The sequence below is a fragment of the Streptomyces sp. NPDC046939 genome, from assembly GCF_040644575.1.
In the GTDB taxonomy this organism is placed as follows: domain Bacteria; phylum Actinomycetota; class Actinomycetes; order Streptomycetales; family Streptomycetaceae; genus Streptomyces.
The window spans coordinates 122159-140775 of the sequence record NZ_JBEYWV010000014.1; the positions used below are offsets into that span (position 1 = coordinate 122159).

The window sequence follows — 18617 nt, forward strand, 5'->3', positions numbered from 1 at the left end:
GCCCTGCCCAGTACCCTCCGCCTCATGAACCACACGCGCCCGGCAAGACGGTGTGGGCCGAGGTCAGCACGGGCGGAACCTGAAGGCGAACTCCGCCGGGTTCGGTGTCAGGCGGTAGGGCGGCAGTGGGCCCGGGCCGCAGGACTGGGAGCCGATGCCCTGGTGGGCGTGGTCCAGGTTCAGCCAGACCGTGTTGCCGGGGACGAGGTCCGTGAGGTGGTCGGCCGCGTCCAGGTGTTCTGTCGTCCAGCGGCGGGCGGTGAAGAAGAAGTTCGGCGAGCCTTCGATGCGCAGGCCCCCGGTCTCGGCCCAGCGCACGTCCGCCCGTGCCCCGTTCTCCTGCGGGCGCACGTAGGGCGTCTGCATCGCGTCGACCGTGGATTCCCAGCGGCCGATGCGGGACGCCGCCCGCGTGTCCGGGTACGCCTCGCCGGGGCCGCCGCCGAACCAGCGCACGGCGTCCGCGCCGCCCGGAAGCCCGAGCCGTACCCCGAGCCGGGGCAGGGGGAGGCGCCAGTCGCCCTCGGGGACGACCGAGACGGCAAGGTGCAGCTCCTCCTCGTCGGCCGACCAGCGGAACAGGGTCCGCAGGCCGAGGTCGGTCCCGGCGGGGGCGACCCGCTGCCGCACGGTCAGCGCGTCGTCCGTCACCTCAAGGGCGTCCAGCCGGTGCCGCATGCGGTGCAGGCCGAGGCGGCGCCACAGCGGGCCGAGCCGCTCGTCGGCCTGCCAGCTCGCCCCGTTGTCGTTGTCGGTGGGCGCCCGCCACACGTCGAGGCGCGGCCCCACCACCTCGACGTCGCCGATCGAGAGCAACGTGCCGGTCCGTGCGTCGAACACGCCGGGGCCGACCGTGATCCGGTCGGGTCCTGACACCGGGCGCGCGACGGAGCCCCCCAGCCGTACGACGGTCGTGGCCACCTCCGGCTGGCCCCACGCCACCTCGTGCCCCTCCGCGTCCAGGGCCCGCACCGTCCACCCGGTCGCTGAATCGCCGCCGTACGGCGGGAGCTTCAGCTCCGTCGACTCGCCGGGCCCGAGCGCGGGCACCGTCAGTGGCCCGGACGCGACCGTGCCCTCGTCATCGTCTTCGCCCTCGTACGTCCACGTGAAGGTCAAGGCCGACAGGTCACGGAAGTCGAAGCGGTTGGTGATCCGGACCGTGCCCGCCATTCCGTCGATCTCGAACCGCACCGGCTCGATCACCTTCTTGAACTCAAGCAGGCCGGGCGACGGCGTCCGGTCCGGGAAGAGCAGGCCGTCGCAGACGAAGTTCCCGTCGTGCAGCTCCTCCCCGAAGTCACCGCCGTACGCGTACCCGTACCGCTCGTCGGCGATCCCGTGGTCGATCCACTCCCAGACGAAGGCGCCCTGGAGCCGGTCGTGGCTCTCGAAGAGGCTCTGGTAGTCGGCGAGGCCGCCGGGGCCGTTGCCCATCGCGTGCGCGTACTCGCACAGGATGAAGGGGAGGGCGCGGCGGTGCGACGGGCCGCCGTCGAGGCCCCGGCCGATCCGATGGACCTCCGTGTGATCCGCGTACATGCGTGAATAGACGTCCACGTCGCGGCAGTTGGCGTCGCCCTCGTAGTGGAGGAGGCGTTCCGGGTCCCGGGCCCGGATCCATTGCGCCATCGCCGTGAGGCCCCGGCCCGTGCCCGCCTCGTTGCCCAGCGACCACATCACCACCGACGGATGGTTCTTGTCGCGCTCCACCATGCGCGCCGCGCGGTCGAGGAGCGCCGGGGTCCAGCGGTCGTCGTCGACGGGGTTGTCGCGCCAGCCCTGTTCGACGAAGCCGTGCGTCTCCAGGTCACATTCGTCGATCACCCACAGGCCGTACTCGTCGCAGAGGTCGAGGAAGGCGGGGTGCGGCGGGTAGTGGGAGGTGCGGACGGCGTTGATGTTGTGGGCCTTCATCAGCTCCATGTCGTGGCGCATCGTGGCCAGGTCCAGGGCGCGGCCTCGCTCCGGGTGCCACTCGTGCCGGTTCACGCCCTTGAAGAGGATCGGGACCCCGTTGACCTTGATCAGGCCGTCCGACAGCTCCACCGTACGGAAGCCGATCCGCAGCGGGACGCGTTCGCCCCCGGTGTCGAGGGTGCCCGCGTACAGGCGCGGTGTCTCAGCCGTCCACGGTTCGACGGGGACCGTCACCGCCTCGCCCGTCGCGACCTCGATCCCCAGCTCCGGGACGGAGACCCGGCCGTCCACGTCGCTGTCCACGCGGAGCGTTCCGGTCCCCGCCGTGTGGTCGTACGACGCGTGCACGAAGAAGTCGAGCGCGCAGTCCGCAGGGCGGTGCAGCAGTGTCACGTCGCGGAAGATGCCCGGCAGCCACCACTGGTCCTGGTCCTCCAGGTACGAGCCGGCCGACCACTGGTGGACCCGGACCGCGAGGACGTTCTCGGCCGGCCTGAGCAGGTGGCCGACCGCGAACTCGTGGGGGAGGCGGCTGCCCTTGAACTCGCCGAGGTCCGTGCCGTTCAGCCACACCCGCGCGCAGGACTCGACCCCGTCGAAGCGGAGCGTCGCCGCGCCCTGCGCGGGCCAGTCGTCCGGCAGGTCGAAGGTGCGCAGGTGGTCGCCGGTCGGGTTCTCGGTCGGGACGCGCGGCGGGTCCACCGGGAACGGGTAGCGGTGGTTCGTGTAGATCGGCGCGCCGTGGCCCTGGAGCACCCAGTGGCCCGGAACTGTCACCTCCGCCCACTCCCCGGCGTCGTAGCCCTCGGCGGCGAAGGAGTCGTCCTGCGCGTCGGCCGTCTCCGACAGGCGGAAGCGCCAGGCCCCGTTCAGGGAGAGGGCGGCGGCGGAGGACTCCGCGTACCAGGCGCGCGGCGGCAGTGCTCCGTTGCCGGGCAGGACATCCTCGACGTACGAGAAGGACATGGGGCTCCTAGCGACGGGGCGACGGGCGACAGGGCCGAGCGGTCTGACGGGGAAGCGTTACCCAGCCGCCCCGGGCCCGCTCACCCGGCGGCGGCGAAAGTCCAACAACTCGCCCGAAAGTCCTGTCCCGCCCCCGCCCGTCACGCCCGGGTCAGCGCGGCAGCAGCGCCCGTACGAACGCGTTGCTGAACACCCCGCGCGGGTCGAGCCGCCGCACCAGCGCCGCGAAGTCGCCCGCGTGCGGGTAGTGCTCCGCGATCCGCTCGGGCGCGGTCGTGAACACCTTGCCCCAGTGCGGGCGCGCCGAGAGGTCCCGCAGCCGGTCCTCGACCAGCGACACGACGGGCAGTACGCGCCCGGTCTCCGCCACCCACGTGAAGTGGAAGGCGACCGTGTCCCTGCCGTACGCCGGGCTCAGCCACTGCCGGTCGGCCGCGACCGTCCGCACCTCGCACACCTGGAGCACCGGCGCGATCTCCTCCCGCACCGCGTCGAGCGCGTCGAGCGCGGCCACGGCGTGCTCGCGGGGGAGCAGGTACTCGGACTGGAGCTCGTCGCCGCTGCTCGGGGTGAAACCGGCCCGGAAGTGCGGCAGCCGCTCGTGCCACGGGCCCGGCACCCCGAACTGCTCCGTGCAGTGCACCGCGTCCATCCCCGGCACCGGGTGCTGCGCCTGCGTCGCGGGCTCCGCCCACGGGAAGTCGACGGGCTCGGGCAGTCGCCGCTTGACCCACACCTGGTCGAACCAGGGGCCCTGCCACTTCGTGAACATGCTCACGCTGTACGCGGCCGAGGAGACGGCCGTGAAGTCCAGCCCCGCCAGGGGCAGCCGGCGGAACACGTGCTGCGCCACCTCGAACGACGGCTCCACGTCCAGCGTCAGCGACAGGACCACGCCCAGCGCGCCGAGGGAGACGACGCCGCCCTCGAACCCCTCGTCGCCCCGCGCGAGCGTCACCGTCTCGCCGTCCGCCGTCAGGATCTCCACCGCCCGCACCGCCTCCGCGAGGGAGCGGTTGCCGACCCCGGAGCCGTGCGTGCCCGTCGCCACGGAACCGGCGACGGAGATGTGGGGGAGCGACGCCATGTTCGGCAGGGCGAGGCCGTGCGCGTGCAGCTCGGCGGCCAGCTCGGCGTAGCGGACGCCGCCGCCGACCCGTACGGTCAGCCGGTCCGCGTCGACCTCGATGCCGTCGGGCAGGTCGGCGAGCGAGACGAGCGCGCCCGCCCGGTCCGCGTCGACGTCGGCTATCCGGTTGAAGGAGTGGCCGCTGCCGAGGACCCGTAGGTGCGCGTTCCCGGTGACGAGAGCGCGCAGCTCCTCCAGGGAGCGGGGGCGGTGCAGCTCGGTGGTGGAGAAGGTGATGTTGCGGGCCCAGTTGCTCACGGCGTTGGTTACGGCGTCGGACACGGTGCGCTGCCTCTCTCGGATGCTAGGGCGTTCCGCAGATTGGATCACGTGTGCCCGGGAACACCAGGACCCCGGCACGATTGCGTGACAAGCGGGGGCATACCGTGGAAACGCGTATGACTGTCGCAGCAAGCACGTCGCCGGAAGCTAGGAGATACGGGATGCAGAGCCGCACGGCGCTGGTAGAGGACCTGATGGAGCGCTTCCCGCACGTTCCGAAAGAGGCGGTCTTCAAGGAGGACCTGCTGCGCGGCGGGGTCGCCTTCGACGCGTCGGCGCTCAGTGACAATGAGGACGGCGAGGTCAAGCCGAAGTCGTACTTCATCTTCTCCTTCGACCACGGCACCCTGCCCGAGCTGGGCGAGGCCGCGCTGCGCCGCCCGCCCGAGGAGATCGTCCTCACGGGCGGCCCCTACGACCTGCGCCGCACGGTCGTCTCGGTCCGCGTGAACCCCTCGTCCCCGTACCGGGTGGCGGCCGGCGAGGACGGGCTGCTCGGCCTGTACCTCGACGGCAAGCGCATCGCCGACGTCGGCGTGCCGCCGATGCCGGAGTACTACCGGCACAAGCTCTCCAACGGGAAGTCGGTCATGGAGGTGGCCCCGACGATCCAGTGGGGCTACCTGATCTACCTGACCGCGTTCCGCGTCTGCCAGTACTTCGGCGCCAAGGAGGAGTGCCAGTACTGCGACATCAACCACAACTGGCGCCAGCACAAGGCGGCGGGCCGCCCGTACACGGGCGTGAAGGACGTGGACGAGGTCCTTGAGGCGCTCGACATCATCAATCAGTACGACACCGCGAAGGCGTCGACCGCGTACACCCTCACCGGCGGCGCGATCACCTCGAAGGTGCAGGGCCTGGACGAGGCCGACTTCTACGGGCGCTACGCCAAGGCCATCGAGGAGCACTTCCCCGGCCGCTGGATCGGCAAGGTCGTCGCGCAGGCGCTGCCCAAGGACGACGTCCAGCGGTTCAAGGACTACGGCATCCAGATCTACCACCCCAACTTCGAGGTGTGGGACGAGTACCTGTTCAAGATGTACTGCCCGGGCAAGGAGCGCTACGTCGGCCGCGACGAGTGGCACAAGCGCATCCTCGACTCCACCGAGGTCTTCGGCGCGCGCAACGTGATCCCGAACTTCGTCGCGGGTGTCGAGATGGCCGAGCCGTTCGGCTTCAAGACCGTCGACGAGGCCATCGCCTCCACCACCGAGGGCCTGCGCTTCTTCATGTCGCACGGCATCACCCCGCGCTTCACCACGTGGTGCCCGGAGCCGACGACGCCGCTCGGCAAGGAGAACCCGAACGGAGCCCCGCTGGAGTACCACATCCGGCTGCTCGACGCGTACCGCTCGACCATGGACGAGTTCGGCCTGTCGTCCCCGCCCGGCTACGGCCCGTCGGGCGCGGGCCGTGCCGTCTTCTCCGTCTCGTCCTTCATGGACAGCCTTGCGCCGAACGAGGAGGCCGTGGAGGTCTGAGACCTCCACGCACCCTTCTAGGCGGCCTTCTCGTCCGCCGCGTCGCTCTCCGGGAGCGGCGCGGCGATCAGGCGGCGCAGCAGGTCGGCGCGGGTGACGGGCGCGGCGTCCGGGTCCGCTTCCGCGAGCAGCGCGGCGAGCACGGCGATCCGGGTCTGGCCCGGGCGCAGCGTGCCCGAGAGCACCGCTCCGGCGGCTACGAGGTCGACGGCGCCGCCGCCCGTGTAGATCTCGGCGAGCGGTCCGGCCGGGACCCGGGTGCTGACGGCGACCAGGACCCCGCGGCGGACGGCGGCCTCGACCGCGTCGACGAACTCCGGTGTGGCGTTGCCCGCGCCGGTCGCGACGAGCACGATGCCCCGCGCGCCCGCCGCGAGCGCGGCCTCGAACAGCGTCGGGTCGGCGTCGCTGTGGTGCATGACGATGTCGACACGGGGTATCTCCGCGCCGTCGTGCGGCGCGGGCAGCGGGGCCGGGCGGCTGACCTCCGTACGGATGTCGACGCGGCCGAAGCCGAGGCGGCCGAGCGGTCCGGCCGACGGGTCCGCGAACGCGTTCGCGGCGAGCGTCTGCGTCTTCACCGTGCCGCGCGCGGCGTGCACCCGCCCGTCGAAGACGACCAGGACGCCCAGGTCCCGTACGGACGCGGCGACCTGGAGCGCGTCGTACATGTTCCCCGGACCGTCGCCGTCGGCGGCGCCGAGCGGCTTCTGCGCGCCCGTGAAGACGACCGGGCGCGGGTCGTCGTGGTGCAGGTCGAGCAGGAACGCGGACTCCTCCAGGGTGTCCGTGCCGTGCGTGACGACGATGCCGTCCACGTCCGGGTCGGCCAGCACCTCGCGCACCGTGCGCAGGAGGGTGAGCTGCCGCTCGCTGGTCATCCGCGAGCTGTTCACGTTGAACAGGTCGACGACCTCCACCGCCACCCCGTCCGGCACGGCCGCGCTGGCCAGGACGGTGTCCCCGCCGGCGTCGGCGGCGTAACCGGTGCCCTGCCAGCGGCTGGCGATGGTGCCGCCGGTGCTGATGAGGGTGATGCGCTTGGGCGCGCGGATGCGTTCCATGGGGCTGCCTCGCGAGGATGGGTCCGGTGGGGGTGGCGAGCGTGGGGGTACGCACGTTCGAGCACTCGCAAGGATAAATCGTGTACAGCGCAATTTGATTGCCAATGATGGCCTGTGATCGCACGCTTCGTGGCACATAATTGCGTCATGGACGCCATCGACCTCGCCATCTTGCGCGAACTGCAGAACGACGGGCGCCTCAGCAACCAGGAGCTGGCCCAGCGCGTGGGTCTCAGCCCGTCGCCCTGTCTGCGCCGCGTCCGCCAGCTGGAGCAGGACGGCGTGATCCAGGGGTACCGCGCGATCGTCGACCCCGCCGCCGTCGGCCGGAGCTTCGAGGTCCTCGTCTCCATCGAGGTGCGCCGCGACCGCGCGGCCGTCGAGGCGTTCGAGCGCGCGCTCCAGGACATCCCCGACGTCATCGAGGCCCACCGCCTCTTCGGCAGCCCCGGCTGCCTCCTGCGCATCGCGGTCGCGGACCTGGCCGCGTACGAGCGCCTGTGGATCGAGCGGCTGACGACGCTCGACGGGGTGACCGAGGTGAACTCGCAGATCATCATGAAGCGTGTGAAGGAACCGCGCGGACTGCCCGTGTGAGCGTCCGCGCGCGCGTCACAGCAGCTGGCTGACGCGGTAGGCGATCCCGCCCTCCACCACGTACCCCGTGGCCACGCACACCACGTCGTTGAGCCAGGCGTAGCGTTCGGACCCCGTCTCGAACAGCGGGTTCGTGCGGAAGTAGTAGCGCGCGGGGTCGACGAGATGGCGCCGCCCGGGGTCCGCCATCTCCGCGCGCGCCTCCGGCGGGGTGACCCACCGGCCGCCGTACGTCATGTGCAGCAGGTCGCCGTCGTGGGTGCGCAGCGGCAGCCGGACGTCGAGCGCGAGGACGCCGTCCGGCCGGAACAGGCCCCAGTCGCCGCCCACGGCCAGCACGTCGCCGCGCAGGCGCGGCCCCGCGAACGTGCCGCCCGCCGAGCCGAAGAACATCCGCCGGCCCAGCGGGCCGGGGCCGATGTCCAGGCGCGGGTCCAGGTCGACGACCATGTCGAAGAGGTGGGCGGTGCGCGGCTCCGCGATGTCCCTCGCGCGGGGATCGAGCGCCATGGTCATGGCCGGTCACTTCCCTTCGGTGAACAAAGTGGCGCGGACGGCGTCCGTGGAGACGCCGGACTGTGCGCAGAGCTCCGCCAGGTCGAAGCAGAACCGCTCGCTCGCGATCAGGCCCTCCCGGAACGTGAACCGGATGAACACCGGGAGTTCGGCGCGCCGCCCGTTCGGGCGGACCCCGAACCGCTCGCCGGTCATGGTCATCCGCACCGTCCCCCAGCACACCAGCGCGTCGTCGCCGACGGCGTGGCCCTCCAGGGCGACCTCGTAGTCGGGGAACGACGTGAAGAAGGCGGTCAGCGTCCGCTCGTTGGCGTCGAGGCCGCGCGCCACCGTGCCGAGGGCGGGGGCCTCCAGGGTCATGTCGGGGTGGAAGCACCGCATGGCGGCGCGGACGTCCTGCCGGCTCTTGGCGTCGGCGAGGGCGTGCGCCAAGGCGAGCGCCCGCGAGACGCCCTCGTTCGTCAGGGACTGGGTCGGGGACTGGGTCATGAGCTGCTCCATAAACAAAACGTACGGCCGTACGTACGTATAGGGCAAGGGGTCTGGCAGGATGAGGACATGAGCGTGGGCATGAGCGTCGGCATGAGCGGGAGCGGCACCGGAGCGGAAGAGGCCGGCGGGGACAGGCGGCTCCTGCGCGGGGCGCGCTCCCGGCGGGCGATCCTGCGGCGGGCCGTCGACGTCGCCTCGCTCGACGGCCTGGACGGGCTCAGCTTCGGCGCGCTCGCCGCCGACCTCGGCATCAGCAAGAGCGGCGTCCAGACCCTGTTCGGGACGAAGGAGAAGTTGCAGCTCGCCACCGTCGAATGCGCGGGCGGCGTCTTCGAGGAGGCCGTCGTGCGACCGGCCCGCGGCGCGGAGCACGGCGTGGCGCGGCTGCGGGCGCTGGTCGAGGCATGGCTCGTCTACGCGTCCGAACCTCTCCTGCCGGGCGGCTGCTTCTGGGCGGCGAACCAGGCCGCCTTCGACAGCCGCCCCGGCCCCGTCCGCGACGCCCTCTTCGCCGGGCAGCGCCGCTGGCGGGCGCTCCTGGCCGACGAGCTCCGGCACGCGGGCGCGGCCGACCCGGAACTGGCGGCGTTCCAGCTCGACGCGGTCCTGCTGGCCGCCAACACCGGGCTGCGGTGCGGGGAGGACGGGGTGGTCGAGCGGGTGCGGAAGGTGGCCGGGAACGTCGCCGGGAACGTCGCCGAATAAATAGGTGGCGGTGTCGGGAGCGTGCGGCTACGGTCGTTCTCGTCCAGCCGGAAGGGCGGCCGAGAGGCCGACCGAGAGTGCAAGCAGGAGGTGTTGACCGATGACTGTCGCTGTGATGGGCGCTGCCCGCATCCCGGAGATCATCACGTCCACCTCCCAGGCCACCGGCTGAACCGTCACGCGCGCTCGCGCCGCCGGGGCCGCCCTCGAAGGGTTTCCCCTTGTCTCTCAGCTCTGCTCACCGTTTCGACCCCTCCGTCCTCGCCCCCTACGGCTGGGACGACCACTGGGCCGCCGAGTTCGCCCCCTACGCCGAGCGCGGGCTCGTGCCCGGGCGGGTGCTGCGCGTCGACCGCGGCCGGTGCGACCTCGTCACGCCCGAGGGCACCGTGCACGCCGACACCGAGTACGTCGTCCCGCGCGACCCCATGAAGGTCATTTGCACCGGCGACTGGGCCGCCGTCGACCCGGACGACCGCGACCCGCGCTACGTCCAGGCATACCTCCCGCGCCGCACCGCCTTCGTGCGCTCCACCTCCTCCAAGCGTTCCGAGGGACAGATCCTCGCCGCCAACGTCGACCACGCCGTCATCGCCGTCTCCCTCGCCGCCGAACTCGACCTCGGCCGCATCGAACGGTTCCTCGCGCTCGCCTGGGAATCCGGGGCGCAGCCGGTCGTCGTACTGACCAAGGCGGACCTCGTCACCGACCCCGTCACGCTCTCCTACCTTGTCCGCGACGCCGAGACCAGCGCGCCCGGCGTCCAAGTGCTGCCCGTCAGCGCGCACGACGGGGACGGCACCGATGTCCTGCGGGCCGTCGTCGCCGGAGGCACGTCCGTGCTGCTCGGGCAGTCCGGGGCGGGGAAATCCACCCTCGCCAACGCGCTGCTCGGCGCCGACCTCATGGACGTCCAAGCCGTACGGGACGTCGACGGCAAGGGGCGGCACACCACCACCACCCGCAACCTGTTCGCCCTGTCCGGCGGAGGCGTCCTCATCGACACGCCCGGGCTGCGCGGAGTCGGGCTCTACGACGCCGGGACCGGGGTCGGGCAGGTCTTCTCCGAGATCCAGGCGCTCGCGGAGAACTGCCGCTTCCAGGACTGCGCGCACACGGTCGAACCCGGCTGCGCGGTGCTCGCCGCGCTGGCCGACGGGGAGCTTCATCAGCGGCGACTCGACAGCTACCGCAAGCTGCTCCGCGAGAACGAGCGGCTGGCCGCCCGGACGGATGCGCGGTTGCGGGCGGAGATGCGGCAGATGTGGAAGCGGAGGGAGACGGCGGGCCGGGCGGCGCTCGAGGCGAAACGGGGCCGCCAGCGGTAGGGGGCGGTACGGCCTCGACGGCGCCTGCGGGTGCGTCGTGGCTGGTCGCGCAGTTCCCCGCGCCCCTGAGATGCGCACTTCGTGCGGCATCTTCCGGGGGCGACCCGCCCCTGAAGGCGCGGCGGAGCCGCATGCCTTCAGGGGCGCGGGGAACTGCGCGCCCAGCCACGACGTACCCGCAGACGCGAAAGAACAAGAACCAGGCAGACGCTCCGCACCCGGCCCCCCAGAACGTGGCGTCCGATTTCCGCCAGCCCGCCCGCGCAGCCCCCCGCACACTGGAACCGTGCCGACCGACGAAGACACCCGCTATCAAGCAGTCCGCAGCCGGGACGCCCGGTTCGACGGGGAGTTCTTCTTCGCCGTCGAGACCACGGGCATCTACTGCCGCCCGAGCTGCCCCGCGGTGACCCCGAAGAGGCAGAACGTCCGGTACTACGCGACGGCCGCCGCCGCGCAGAGCTCGGGGTTCCGGGCCTGCCGCAGGTGCAGGCCCGACGCCGTGCCCGGGTCCGCCGAGTGGAACGTCCGCGCCGATGTCGTGGGCCGCGCGATGCGGCTCATCGGCGACGGCGTCGTGGACCGCGAGGGCGTCGGAGGGCTCGCCGCGCGGCTGGGGTACAGCGCGCGCCAGGTGCAGCGCCAGCTCACCGCGGAGCTGGGCGCGGGCCCCGTCGCCCTGGCTCGCGCACAACGCGCCCACACCGCGCGGGTGCTGTTGCAGACGACGACGCTCCCGGTCACGGAGATCGCCTTCGCGGCGGGGTTCGCGAGTGTCCGGCAGTTCAACGACACGATCCGTGAGGTGTACGCCCGTACGCCGACCGGACTGCGCTCCGACGCGCCCGGCCGCGCCGAGGACCGCCGCGCCGTCGCCGCCACGGCCGGCGTCCCGCTCCGCCTCGCCCACCGGGGCCCGTACCAGGCGGGTCCCGTCTTCGACCTTCTGGAACATGAATCACTGCATGGCGTCGAGGAGTTGACCGGGGACAAGGGGCGCCGCATGTTCCGGCGCACCTTGCGGCTGCCGTACGGCACCGGCATCGTCTCCGTCGACGAGGCCGGGCACGAGCAGCCCGGCGCGGGTGCCGAGCACCGCGGCGGCTGGCTGGACGCCCGGATCCATCTGACGGACCTGCGGGACCTGACCACGGCGGTGGGCCGTCTGCGGCGCCTGTTCGACCTGGACTGCGACCCGTACGCGATCGACGAGCGGCTCGGCGCGGACCCGCGGCTCGCCCTGCTGGTCGCGGCCCGGCCGGGGTTGCGTTCGCCCGGCGCCGCCGACCCCGAGGAGCTGGCGGTCCGCCTTCTGGTGGGGCCCGCCGAGTCCGCCCGGCTCGTCGAGCGGTACGGGAAGCGGCTCGACGCCCCCTGCGGCGCGCTGCACCGCCTCTTCCCCGCGCCGGAGGCGCTCGCCGAGGAACCCGGCACGCTCGGCGCCCTCGCCCGCGCGCTCGCCGACGGCGACCTCACGCTCGGCCCGGGCGCCGACCGGGACGACGCCGAGGCGGCGCTGCGTTCCCTGCCCGGCATGGACGCCCGTACCGCCGCGCTGATCAGACTGCGCGCGCTCGGCGACCCGGACGTGGCCGTGCCCGGCGACGCGATCGCCGCCGCCGACGCCTGGCGCCCCTGGCGCTCGTACGCCCGCGCTCATCTCGTCGTGGAATCGTGGCCACCTCAGACCTCAGAAGGACAGCAGCCTTGAGCACACCCGAAGCCATCAGGTACTACACCACCCTGCCCAGTCCGCTCGGCGAGCTCGTGCTGACCGCCGACGCCGACGGCGCCCTCACCTCCCTCTCCGTGCCCGGCCAGAAGGGCGGACGGACCGTGCCGGATGTCCGGGCCACGCATGTGCACGACCCGGCGCGGTTCACGGCGGCCGCGCGGCAGCTCGGCGCGTACTTCGCCGGTGACCTGAAGGAGTTCGACCTGCCGCTGCGGCCCGAGGGCACCGAGTTCCGGCGGCGCGTGTGGGACGTGCTCGACACCGTGCCGTACGGGGCGACCATCTCCTACGGCGCCGTCGCCGCCCGGATCGGCGCCTCGCGCGTCGCCGTGCGGGCCGTCGGTGGCGCGATCGGTGCCAATCCGCTGCTCATCGTGCGCCCCTGCCATCGGGTGATCGGCTCGACCGGCGCGCTCACCGGGTACGCGGGCGGCCTGGACCGGAAGGTCCACCTCCTCACGCTCGAAGGCGCGCTCCCGGCCGGGCTCCCGGCTCAGCCGGGGCTCACCGCCACCGCCGCCGCGTACCCCTCCGGCACCGGCACGTCCCGCAGTGACCAGCCGCCGGGCGCGCCCGGCGCGTCCGGCAGCGTCCCCACGTAGTCGAGGTCGGTGGCGCGGGAGAGACCGGTGCCGATGCCCTTCAGATACGCCTCCTTGCGGACCCAGGCGCGCGACATGGCCCGGCTCCGTTCCGACGGGTCGGGGAGCGCGGCCAGTTCGGCCCGCTCGCGCGGGTGCAGCACCGCGCTCAGTTCGTCGGCGGTCGCCGGGGGCGTCAGCTCCTCGACGTCCGCGCCGACCGGCGTCGCGGCGAGCGCCACCAGCGCCAGGTCGCCGCTGTGGGAGAGGGAGAAGTGCAGGTCCGGCGTGTCCGCGAGCGCGGGGCGGCCGTGCGGTTCGCCGCACCCGGGGCAGGGTTCGCGGACGAAGCGCAGGGCGGCGGGGGCGCGGCCCAGGTGCTCGGCGAGGATGGAGCGCAGGGCCAGGTGCGCGTTCACGTAGCGCAGGCGGTGCCGGTCGAAGACGAAGGCGGCGGCCCGCCGCAGTTCGCCCGTGTCGAGGACCCCGGCGGCGTCGCCCGCCTCGCCGTCGGTGCGGACGAGCCACAGCCCGAGGTCCCCGGGGCCGGGCAGCTTCCGTACACGGTCCAGGTCCACGTCCCGATCCCGCCCCTCCGTCACGTCTCCAGCCCAGGGTCGGTCGAGGGTAACCCGCGGCCGGTCACCCCCAGATCAGGGCCCCGGCCCAGGCCCCCGCGATCAGCAGGCACGTGAACAGTTCGGCGAGGACGCTGGAGCCGCCCGCGCGCATCGCCGTCCTGGTTGAGGCGACCGCGTCCCCGTGGCTGCCGAGCCGGCGGCGCTCGGAGACGTAGATGCCGCCGATGAAACCGGGGATCGCGCCGACGACCGGGATCACGAGGAAGCCGACGAGCGCGCAGACACCCGCCCAGACCGCGAGCCCCCGCGTCGCCCCGGCCTGTCGCAGCCGGCGGGGCGGGAGCTGCCAGCGCAGCACCTGGGAGGCGAGCAGGGCGACGGTCGCGCCGACGCACACGCCCCAGGCCAGGCCGTTCGGGTCGCGCAGCGCCCAGACGGCGACCGCCGCCCACACCAGCCACGAGCCGGGCACCCCCGGCACCAGCACCCCGCACAGGCCGAGCGCCAGCACGGCCCCGACCAGGAGGAGTTCCCACGCTCCCATGCGCCAAGGGTCCCGCAGACGCCGTGCGGGCGCAGGTCGGAAAGGGACGGGAGGCAGGTCCGGGGCCGTCAGCGTGCCACCCAGCCCTTCTCGTACGCGTGCCAGCCCAGCTGCAGCCGTGTCGTCACCCCGGCCAGTTCCATCAGGCGCTTCACCCGGCGCTGCACCGTCCGCAGCCCCAGGTCGAGCTGTTTGGCCACGCTCACGTCCGTGAGCCCGGCGAGGAGCAGGGAGAGGATCTCCAGGTCGGTGCCGTCGGGGCCGTCGCCCCCGGCCTCCTCCACCCGGCCGTCCGCCCCGAGCCGCAGCGGCAGCGCCTGCCGCCACACCGCCTCGAAGAGGCCGGTCAGGGATTCGAGGAGCCCGCTGGCGTGGACGACGAGCGCGGCCGGTTCCGAGGTCCGCGAGGTCAGCGGGACGAGGGCGAGCGCGCCGTCCGCGATCACCAGCTTCGTCGGCACCCGGTCCACGACACGGACCTGCTCGTCCCGGCCGATCGCCGCCGACAGCTCCGTCAGCCCCGACGGCAGCGACAGCACCTCGCGCTCGATGACGACGCGGTAGTCGACGCCCCGGCTGACGGCCTGCGGCTCCGCCTCGTTCTCCGGACCGGCCACGGCGACCGGGTTGCCGGTGACCAGGGCGCACACCTGGGAGACCGCGCCGAGCTGGATCTGCAGGAACCGCTGCGCGACGGCCGCCGCGCCCGTCACCACCTCGACCAGGTCGTGCACGGCCGGTTCGGTGGCCTGCGCCCGGTACTCCTCCGCGAGCAGCGCCGCCGCGAGCTCCGCCTTCTCCAGCTCGTGGCGGCGCTGGGTGAGCAGCGCGCCGAGGGCGACGCCCGGCGGGGCGGCCACCCAGCGGCCGGGCCGCGCCGAGGACTGGGCGGCGAGACCGTGCCGCTCCAGGAGGCGCAGGGTGACCTCGGCGTCGTACTCCGGGAGCGTCAGACGGCGGGCGAGGTCCGACACATCGGCCGCGCCCACCGACACCAGGGCGCGGTACGCCGACTCGTGCACCTCGTCCAGACCTATCGCACCCAGCATGCGGTGACGCCCCTCCCACTCGGATCACGGCCGGCCCGCGTTTCGCCCCGTCGCGGAGGCGTGGCGGAAACCAGCCACGGCACAAACCCGCCGTGGCCATTTTCCCTGTACCGGCCGTCACTCTGCCAAGGTGACGTCACCGCAGCATCACCGTCCGCCGGGAAGATCCCCTTTGGGGCGGAATTCATCTGCGCTTTTCCTGGCCGACTCCGGCGAAGGACCAGAAGATTGCCCTCAGGGCGACGGGGCACGCGGAACGCAGCCCCGGAGCGCTGACGGTGCGGAGCTGTCGTTCGGGCGTACGCCGTGCGCCAGTTCGACTGCTCACCTGAACCGGTCCGCCGGGCGTCCTTCCCGTGGGGGGTGGGGTCGCCCGGCGGACCTTTTTCGCGATGCCCCGTTTTCGCGCGCGCCCCGCGGTGGACAATGAGGACATGAGCCAGCAGGGGGAGAGGCCCACCCGTCGCCCGGCCCAGGAGGACGACTGGTGGAGCGAGCTGTACGAGAACCCCGCCGCCGCCGAGGACACCGGTCCGACCCCGACACCGGACTCCCTCGACGCCCATTTCGCCTCGGCGATACCGGCCCCCCGGGACCCGGACACCCCGGAGACGGACGCCCCGGGGACGGGCACCTTTGGGACGGACGCGGACACCGGACGCGGTCCCTCCGCGCCCGAGCCGCCCGCCTTCAAGCCCCGCGCCTACCCGGCCGAGCCCCGCGTCCCCGCACCGCAGGCGCCCGCACCCGCACCCGTACCCGCGCCGGAGGCGCCCGCGCAGGTCGTGCACGTGGGCGACCGCCCGCCGACCTACGACGCCGAGCCCAGCGCCCTGCCCCTCGCCGATCCCGAGGCGCTGCGTGAGCTGGTCGCCGACAGCGTGGTCGACGGGGCGCGGTACGGGAGCTGGGTGCTGCGCAGCGCCTCCGTGCGGGGGGACTCCGCCCGGTACCGGGGCGAGCCCCGGCGGGACAGTGTGCTGACCGCCCGCTTCGGCAGCGGGACGGGCGCGCTCGTGCTGGTCGCCATGGCCACCGGCGCCCGCGCCACCCCCGGCGCCCACCGCGCCGCCGCCGACGCCTGTGAGTGGATCGGCCGCGCCGTGGGCCTCAGCCACGCGCGGCTCGCCGAGGACATCAGGGCGGGGCGGCGCGGGGACCTGAAGTCGGGGCTGCACCGGCTGACCGACCGCAGCCTCGGCAAGCTGCGGGCGGGCGCCGCCGAGCAGGGCCTCGACCCGGAGGAGTACGCGGCCGACCTGCGCTGCCTCCTTGTCCCCGCCGATCCGGAGTGCCGTACCCGCGTCTTCTTCGGCGTCGGCGGAGGCGGCCTGTTCCGGCTGCGGGACGGCGCGTGGCAGGACCTGGAGCCGGACGTCACGGAGCCGGGCGGCGGCGCCCCGGTCGTCGGGTTCGGGGCGCTGCCCGCCTCCACCCCCGCCGAGACCCCGGAGGGCGACCGGCTCACCATGGACCTCGGGATCACGACACCGCCGAGCCCCTACGAGCCCGCCCCCGAACCGCCCCGCGACCCCTTCCGCTTCCGTGCCTCCGTAGCCCGGCCGGGTGACACCCTCCTGCTCTGCACGGCGGGCCTCGCCGAACCCCTGCGCGGGGAGCCGGACCTCGGCCGCCATCTGGCGCGGAGGTGGGCGGGGCACGAGCCGCCGGGCCTCGCCGCGTTCCTCGCGGACGCCCAGGTCCGCGTCAAGGGCTACGCCGACGACCGCACCGCCGCCGCCGTCTGGGAGGGATAGCGCAGGCGCAACCGCCTCCCCTGTGAATTCATGGAACCGATGGGCAACAGCAGTAAGAGCGGTAACAGCAGTAGCGACAGCATGAACAGGAACAACCGCAGCACCCGCCACTCCATCGGTTCTAAGGGGCACGTACGTCATGGCCAAGCAGAACGTCGCCGAGCAGTTCGTCGACATCCTCGTCCGCGCGGGCGTCCAGCGCATGTACGGCGTCGTCGGCGACAGCCTGAACCCGGTCGTCGACGCCGTCCGCCGCAACAGCGCCATCGACTGGGTGCACGTACGCCACGAGGAGACCGCCGCCTTCGCGGCCGGTGCCGAGGCGCAGATCACCGGCAGGATGACCGCCTGCGCGGGCTCCTGCGGCCCCGGCAACCTGCACCTGATCAACGGCCTCTACGACGCCCACCGCTCGATGGCCCCGGTCCTCGCCCTCGCCTCGCACATCCCCTCCAGCGAGATCGGCCTCGGCTACTTCCAGGAGACCCACCCCGACCGGCTCTTCCAGGAGTGCTCGCACTACTGCGAGATGATCTCCAGCCCGCAGCAGATGCCGCGCGTCCTGCACACGGCCATCCAGAACGCGGTCGGTCAGTCCGGCGTCAGCGTCGTCACCCTGCCCGGTGACATCGCGGGCAAGGACGCCCCCGACCAGGCCACCGAGACGGCCCTGGTCACGTCCCGGCCGAGCATCCGCCCCGGTGACGCGGAGATCGACGAGCTGGTCAGGATGATCGACGCGGCCGACAAGGTCACCCTGTTCTGCGGCAGCGGCACCGCCGGCGCGCACGCCGAGGTCATGGAGTTCGCCGAGAAGATCAAGTCCCCGGTCGGCCACGCGCTGCGCGGCAAGGAGTGGATCCAGTACGACAACCCGTTCGACGTCGGGATGAGCGGGCTCCTCGGCTACGGCGCCGCCTACGAGGCCACCCACGAGTGCGACCTCCTCATCCTGCTCGGCACCGACTTCCCCTACAACGCGTTCCTGCCGCAGAAGGACGTCAAGATCGTCCAGGTCGACGTCCGCCCCGAGCACCTGGGCCGCCGCTCCAAGCTGGACCTCGCGGTCTGGGGCGACGTGCGCGAGACGCTGCGCTGCCTCACCCCGCGCGTGCAGACGAAGACCAACCGCCGCTTCCTCGACAAGATGCTGAAGAAGCACGCCGACGCCCTCGAAGGCGTCGTGAAGGCGTACACGCGCAAGGTCGACAAGCACGTCCCGATCCACCCGGAGTACGTCGCCTCCGTCCTCGACGAGATCGCCGACGACGACGCCGTCTTCACGGTCGACACCGGCATGTGCAACGTCTGGGCCGCCCGCTACATCACCCCCAACGGGCGGCGCCGCGTCATCGGCTCGTTCTCCCACGGCTCGATGGCCAACGCCCTGCCGATGGCGATCGGCGCCCAGTTCACCGACCGCCGCCGCCAGGTCGTCTCCATGTCCGGCGACGGCGGCTTCTCGATGCTGATGGGCGACTTCCTCACCCTCGTCCAGTACGACCTGCCGGTGAAGATCGTCCTGTTCAACAACTCCTCGCTCGGCATGGTCGAGCTGGAGATGCTGGTCGGCGGCCTCCCCTCGCACGGCACCACCAACGTCAACCCCGACTTCGCCGCCGTGGCCCGCGCCGCCGGTGCCTACGGCGTCCGGGTCGAGAAGCCCAAGCAGCTCGCGGGCGCCCTGAAGGACGCCTTCAAGCACAAGGGCCCGGCGCTGGTCGACATCGTCACCGACCCGAACGCCCTCTCCATCCCGCCGAAGATCAGCGCCGACATGGTGACGGGCTTCGCGCTCTCCGCCTCCAAGATCGTTCTCGACGGCGGTGTGGGCCGCATGGTCCAGATGGCCCGCTCGAACCTGCGCAACATGCCCCGCCCCTGACC

Annotated in this window: 15 protein-coding genes and 1 pseudogene; 8 read left to right on the forward strand and 8 right to left on the reverse strand. The window is 72.9% G+C overall.

The window, feature by feature from the left end:
* Positions 1 to 63 precede the first annotated feature (63 nt).
* Together ABZ877_RS17580 and ABZ877_RS17585 are read right to left on the reverse strand one after the other, a co-directional pair.
* Positions 64 to 2886: a glycoside hydrolase family 2 TIM barrel-domain containing protein gene (locus ABZ877_RS17580; RefSeq protein ID WP_361071388.1), complete on the reverse strand. Its 2823-nt coding sequence runs from the start codon at positions 2884 to 2886 to the stop codon at positions 64 to 66.
* Between the two features lie 151 nt (positions 2887 to 3037).
* Complete coding sequence (locus ABZ877_RS17585) at positions 3038 to 4297, reverse strand: FAD-binding protein (RefSeq protein ID WP_361071390.1); 1260 nt, start codon at positions 4295 to 4297, stop codon at positions 3038 to 3040.
* A gap of 161 nt (positions 4298 to 4458) precedes the next feature.
* Between ABZ877_RS17585 and ABZ877_RS17590 the strand changes: the two genes are divergently transcribed.
* Positions 4459 to 5781 (forward strand): radical SAM protein, encoded by a 1323-nt coding sequence (locus tag ABZ877_RS17590; protein ID WP_361071393.1) that lies wholly within the window; start codon positions 4459 to 4461, stop codon positions 5779 to 5781.
* Between the two features lie 17 nt (positions 5782 to 5798).
* On the opposite strand, the gene ABZ877_RS17595 is transcribed toward ABZ877_RS17590, so the two are convergent.
* The gene (locus tag ABZ877_RS17595) at positions 5799 to 6845 is read right to left on the reverse strand and encodes an asparaginase (protein ID WP_361071396.1); all 1047 of its coding nucleotides are present in this window, start codon (positions 6843 to 6845) and stop codon (positions 5799 to 5801) included.
* 147 nt (positions 6846 to 6992) lie between these two features.
* Here ABZ877_RS17595 and ABZ877_RS17600 point away from each other — a divergent pair, with 147 nt between their 5' ends.
* Complete coding sequence (locus tag ABZ877_RS17600) at positions 6993 to 7442, forward strand: Lrp/AsnC family transcriptional regulator (protein WP_361071399.1); 450 nt, start codon at positions 6993 to 6995, stop codon at positions 7440 to 7442.
* A gap of 15 nt (positions 7443 to 7457) precedes the next feature.
* Here ABZ877_RS17600 and ABZ877_RS17605 read toward each other — a convergent pair whose 3' ends face one another.
* A complete protein-coding gene (locus ABZ877_RS17605) occupies positions 7458 to 7958 on the reverse strand; it encodes a DUF3237 domain-containing protein (protein ID WP_361071402.1) in 501 nt (166 codons plus the stop codon).
* A gap of 6 nt (positions 7959 to 7964) precedes the next feature.
* Complete coding sequence (locus tag ABZ877_RS17610; protein WP_361071405.1) at positions 7965 to 8447, reverse strand: ester cyclase; 483 nt, start codon at positions 8445 to 8447, stop codon at positions 7965 to 7967.
* Positions 8448 to 8516: 69 nt separating this feature from the next.
* Between ABZ877_RS17610 and ABZ877_RS17615 the strand changes: the two genes are divergently transcribed.
* From ABZ877_RS17615 to ABZ877_RS17630, 4 genes and pseudogenes are all read left to right on the forward strand, one after another.
* Positions 8517 to 9155, forward strand: coding sequence for a TetR/AcrR family transcriptional regulator (locus tag ABZ877_RS17615; protein ID WP_361071407.1), 639 nt, complete (start codon positions 8517 to 8519; stop codon positions 9153 to 9155).
* Between the two features lie 221 nt (positions 9156 to 9376).
* Positions 9377 to 10483 carry a ribosome small subunit-dependent GTPase A gene (gene rsgA / locus ABZ877_RS17620; protein WP_361071410.1) on the forward strand — a complete coding sequence of 369 codons (1107 nt, stop codon included), beginning with the start codon at positions 9377 to 9379 and terminating at the stop codon, positions 10481 to 10483.
* Between the two features lie 286 nt (positions 10484 to 10769).
* Entirely contained in the window at positions 10770 to 12194 is a 1425-nt protein-coding gene (locus ABZ877_RS17625) for an AlkA N-terminal domain-containing protein (RefSeq protein WP_361071413.1), read from the forward strand.
* Positions 12191 to 12694: pseudogene (locus tag ABZ877_RS17630) on the forward strand (methylated-DNA--[protein]-cysteine S-methyltransferase); the annotation flags it as partial. The gene ABZ877_RS17625 and the pseudogene ABZ877_RS17630, both read left to right, overlap by 4 nt.
* A gap of 17 nt (positions 12695 to 12711) precedes the next feature.
* On the opposite strand, the gene ABZ877_RS17635 reads toward ABZ877_RS17630, so the two are convergent.
* The 3 genes from ABZ877_RS17635 to ABZ877_RS17645 all read right to left on the reverse strand — a co-directional run bounded on the left by ABZ877_RS17635 (position 12712) and on the right by ABZ877_RS17645 (position 14973).
* Positions 12712 to 13377 (reverse strand): 4'-phosphopantetheinyl transferase superfamily protein, encoded by a 666-nt coding sequence (locus tag ABZ877_RS17635; protein ID WP_361071416.1) that lies wholly within the window; start codon positions 13375 to 13377, stop codon positions 12712 to 12714.
* A gap of 64 nt (positions 13378 to 13441) precedes the next feature.
* Positions 13442 to 13924 carry a DUF456 domain-containing protein gene (locus ABZ877_RS17640; protein ID WP_361071419.1) on the reverse strand — a complete coding sequence of 161 codons (483 nt, stop codon included), beginning with the start codon at positions 13922 to 13924 and terminating at the stop codon, positions 13442 to 13444.
* A gap of 68 nt (positions 13925 to 13992) precedes the next feature.
* A complete protein-coding gene (locus ABZ877_RS17645; protein WP_361071422.1) occupies positions 13993 to 14973 on the reverse strand; it encodes a helix-turn-helix domain-containing protein in 981 nt (326 codons plus the stop codon).
* 434 nt (positions 14974 to 15407) lie between these two features.
* Between ABZ877_RS17645 and ABZ877_RS17650 the strand changes: the two genes are divergently transcribed.
* Positions 15408 to 16730 (forward strand): protein phosphatase 2C domain-containing protein, encoded by a 1323-nt coding sequence (locus tag ABZ877_RS17650; RefSeq protein ID WP_361071425.1) that lies wholly within the window; start codon positions 15408 to 15410, stop codon positions 16728 to 16730.
* A gap of 139 nt (positions 16731 to 16869) precedes the next feature.
* Positions 16870 to 18615 carry a pyruvate dehydrogenase gene (locus ABZ877_RS17655; RefSeq protein ID WP_361071428.1) on the forward strand — a complete coding sequence of 582 codons (1746 nt, stop codon included), beginning with the start codon at positions 16870 to 16872 and terminating at the stop codon, positions 18613 to 18615.
* Positions 18616 to 18617 lie beyond the last annotated feature (2 nt).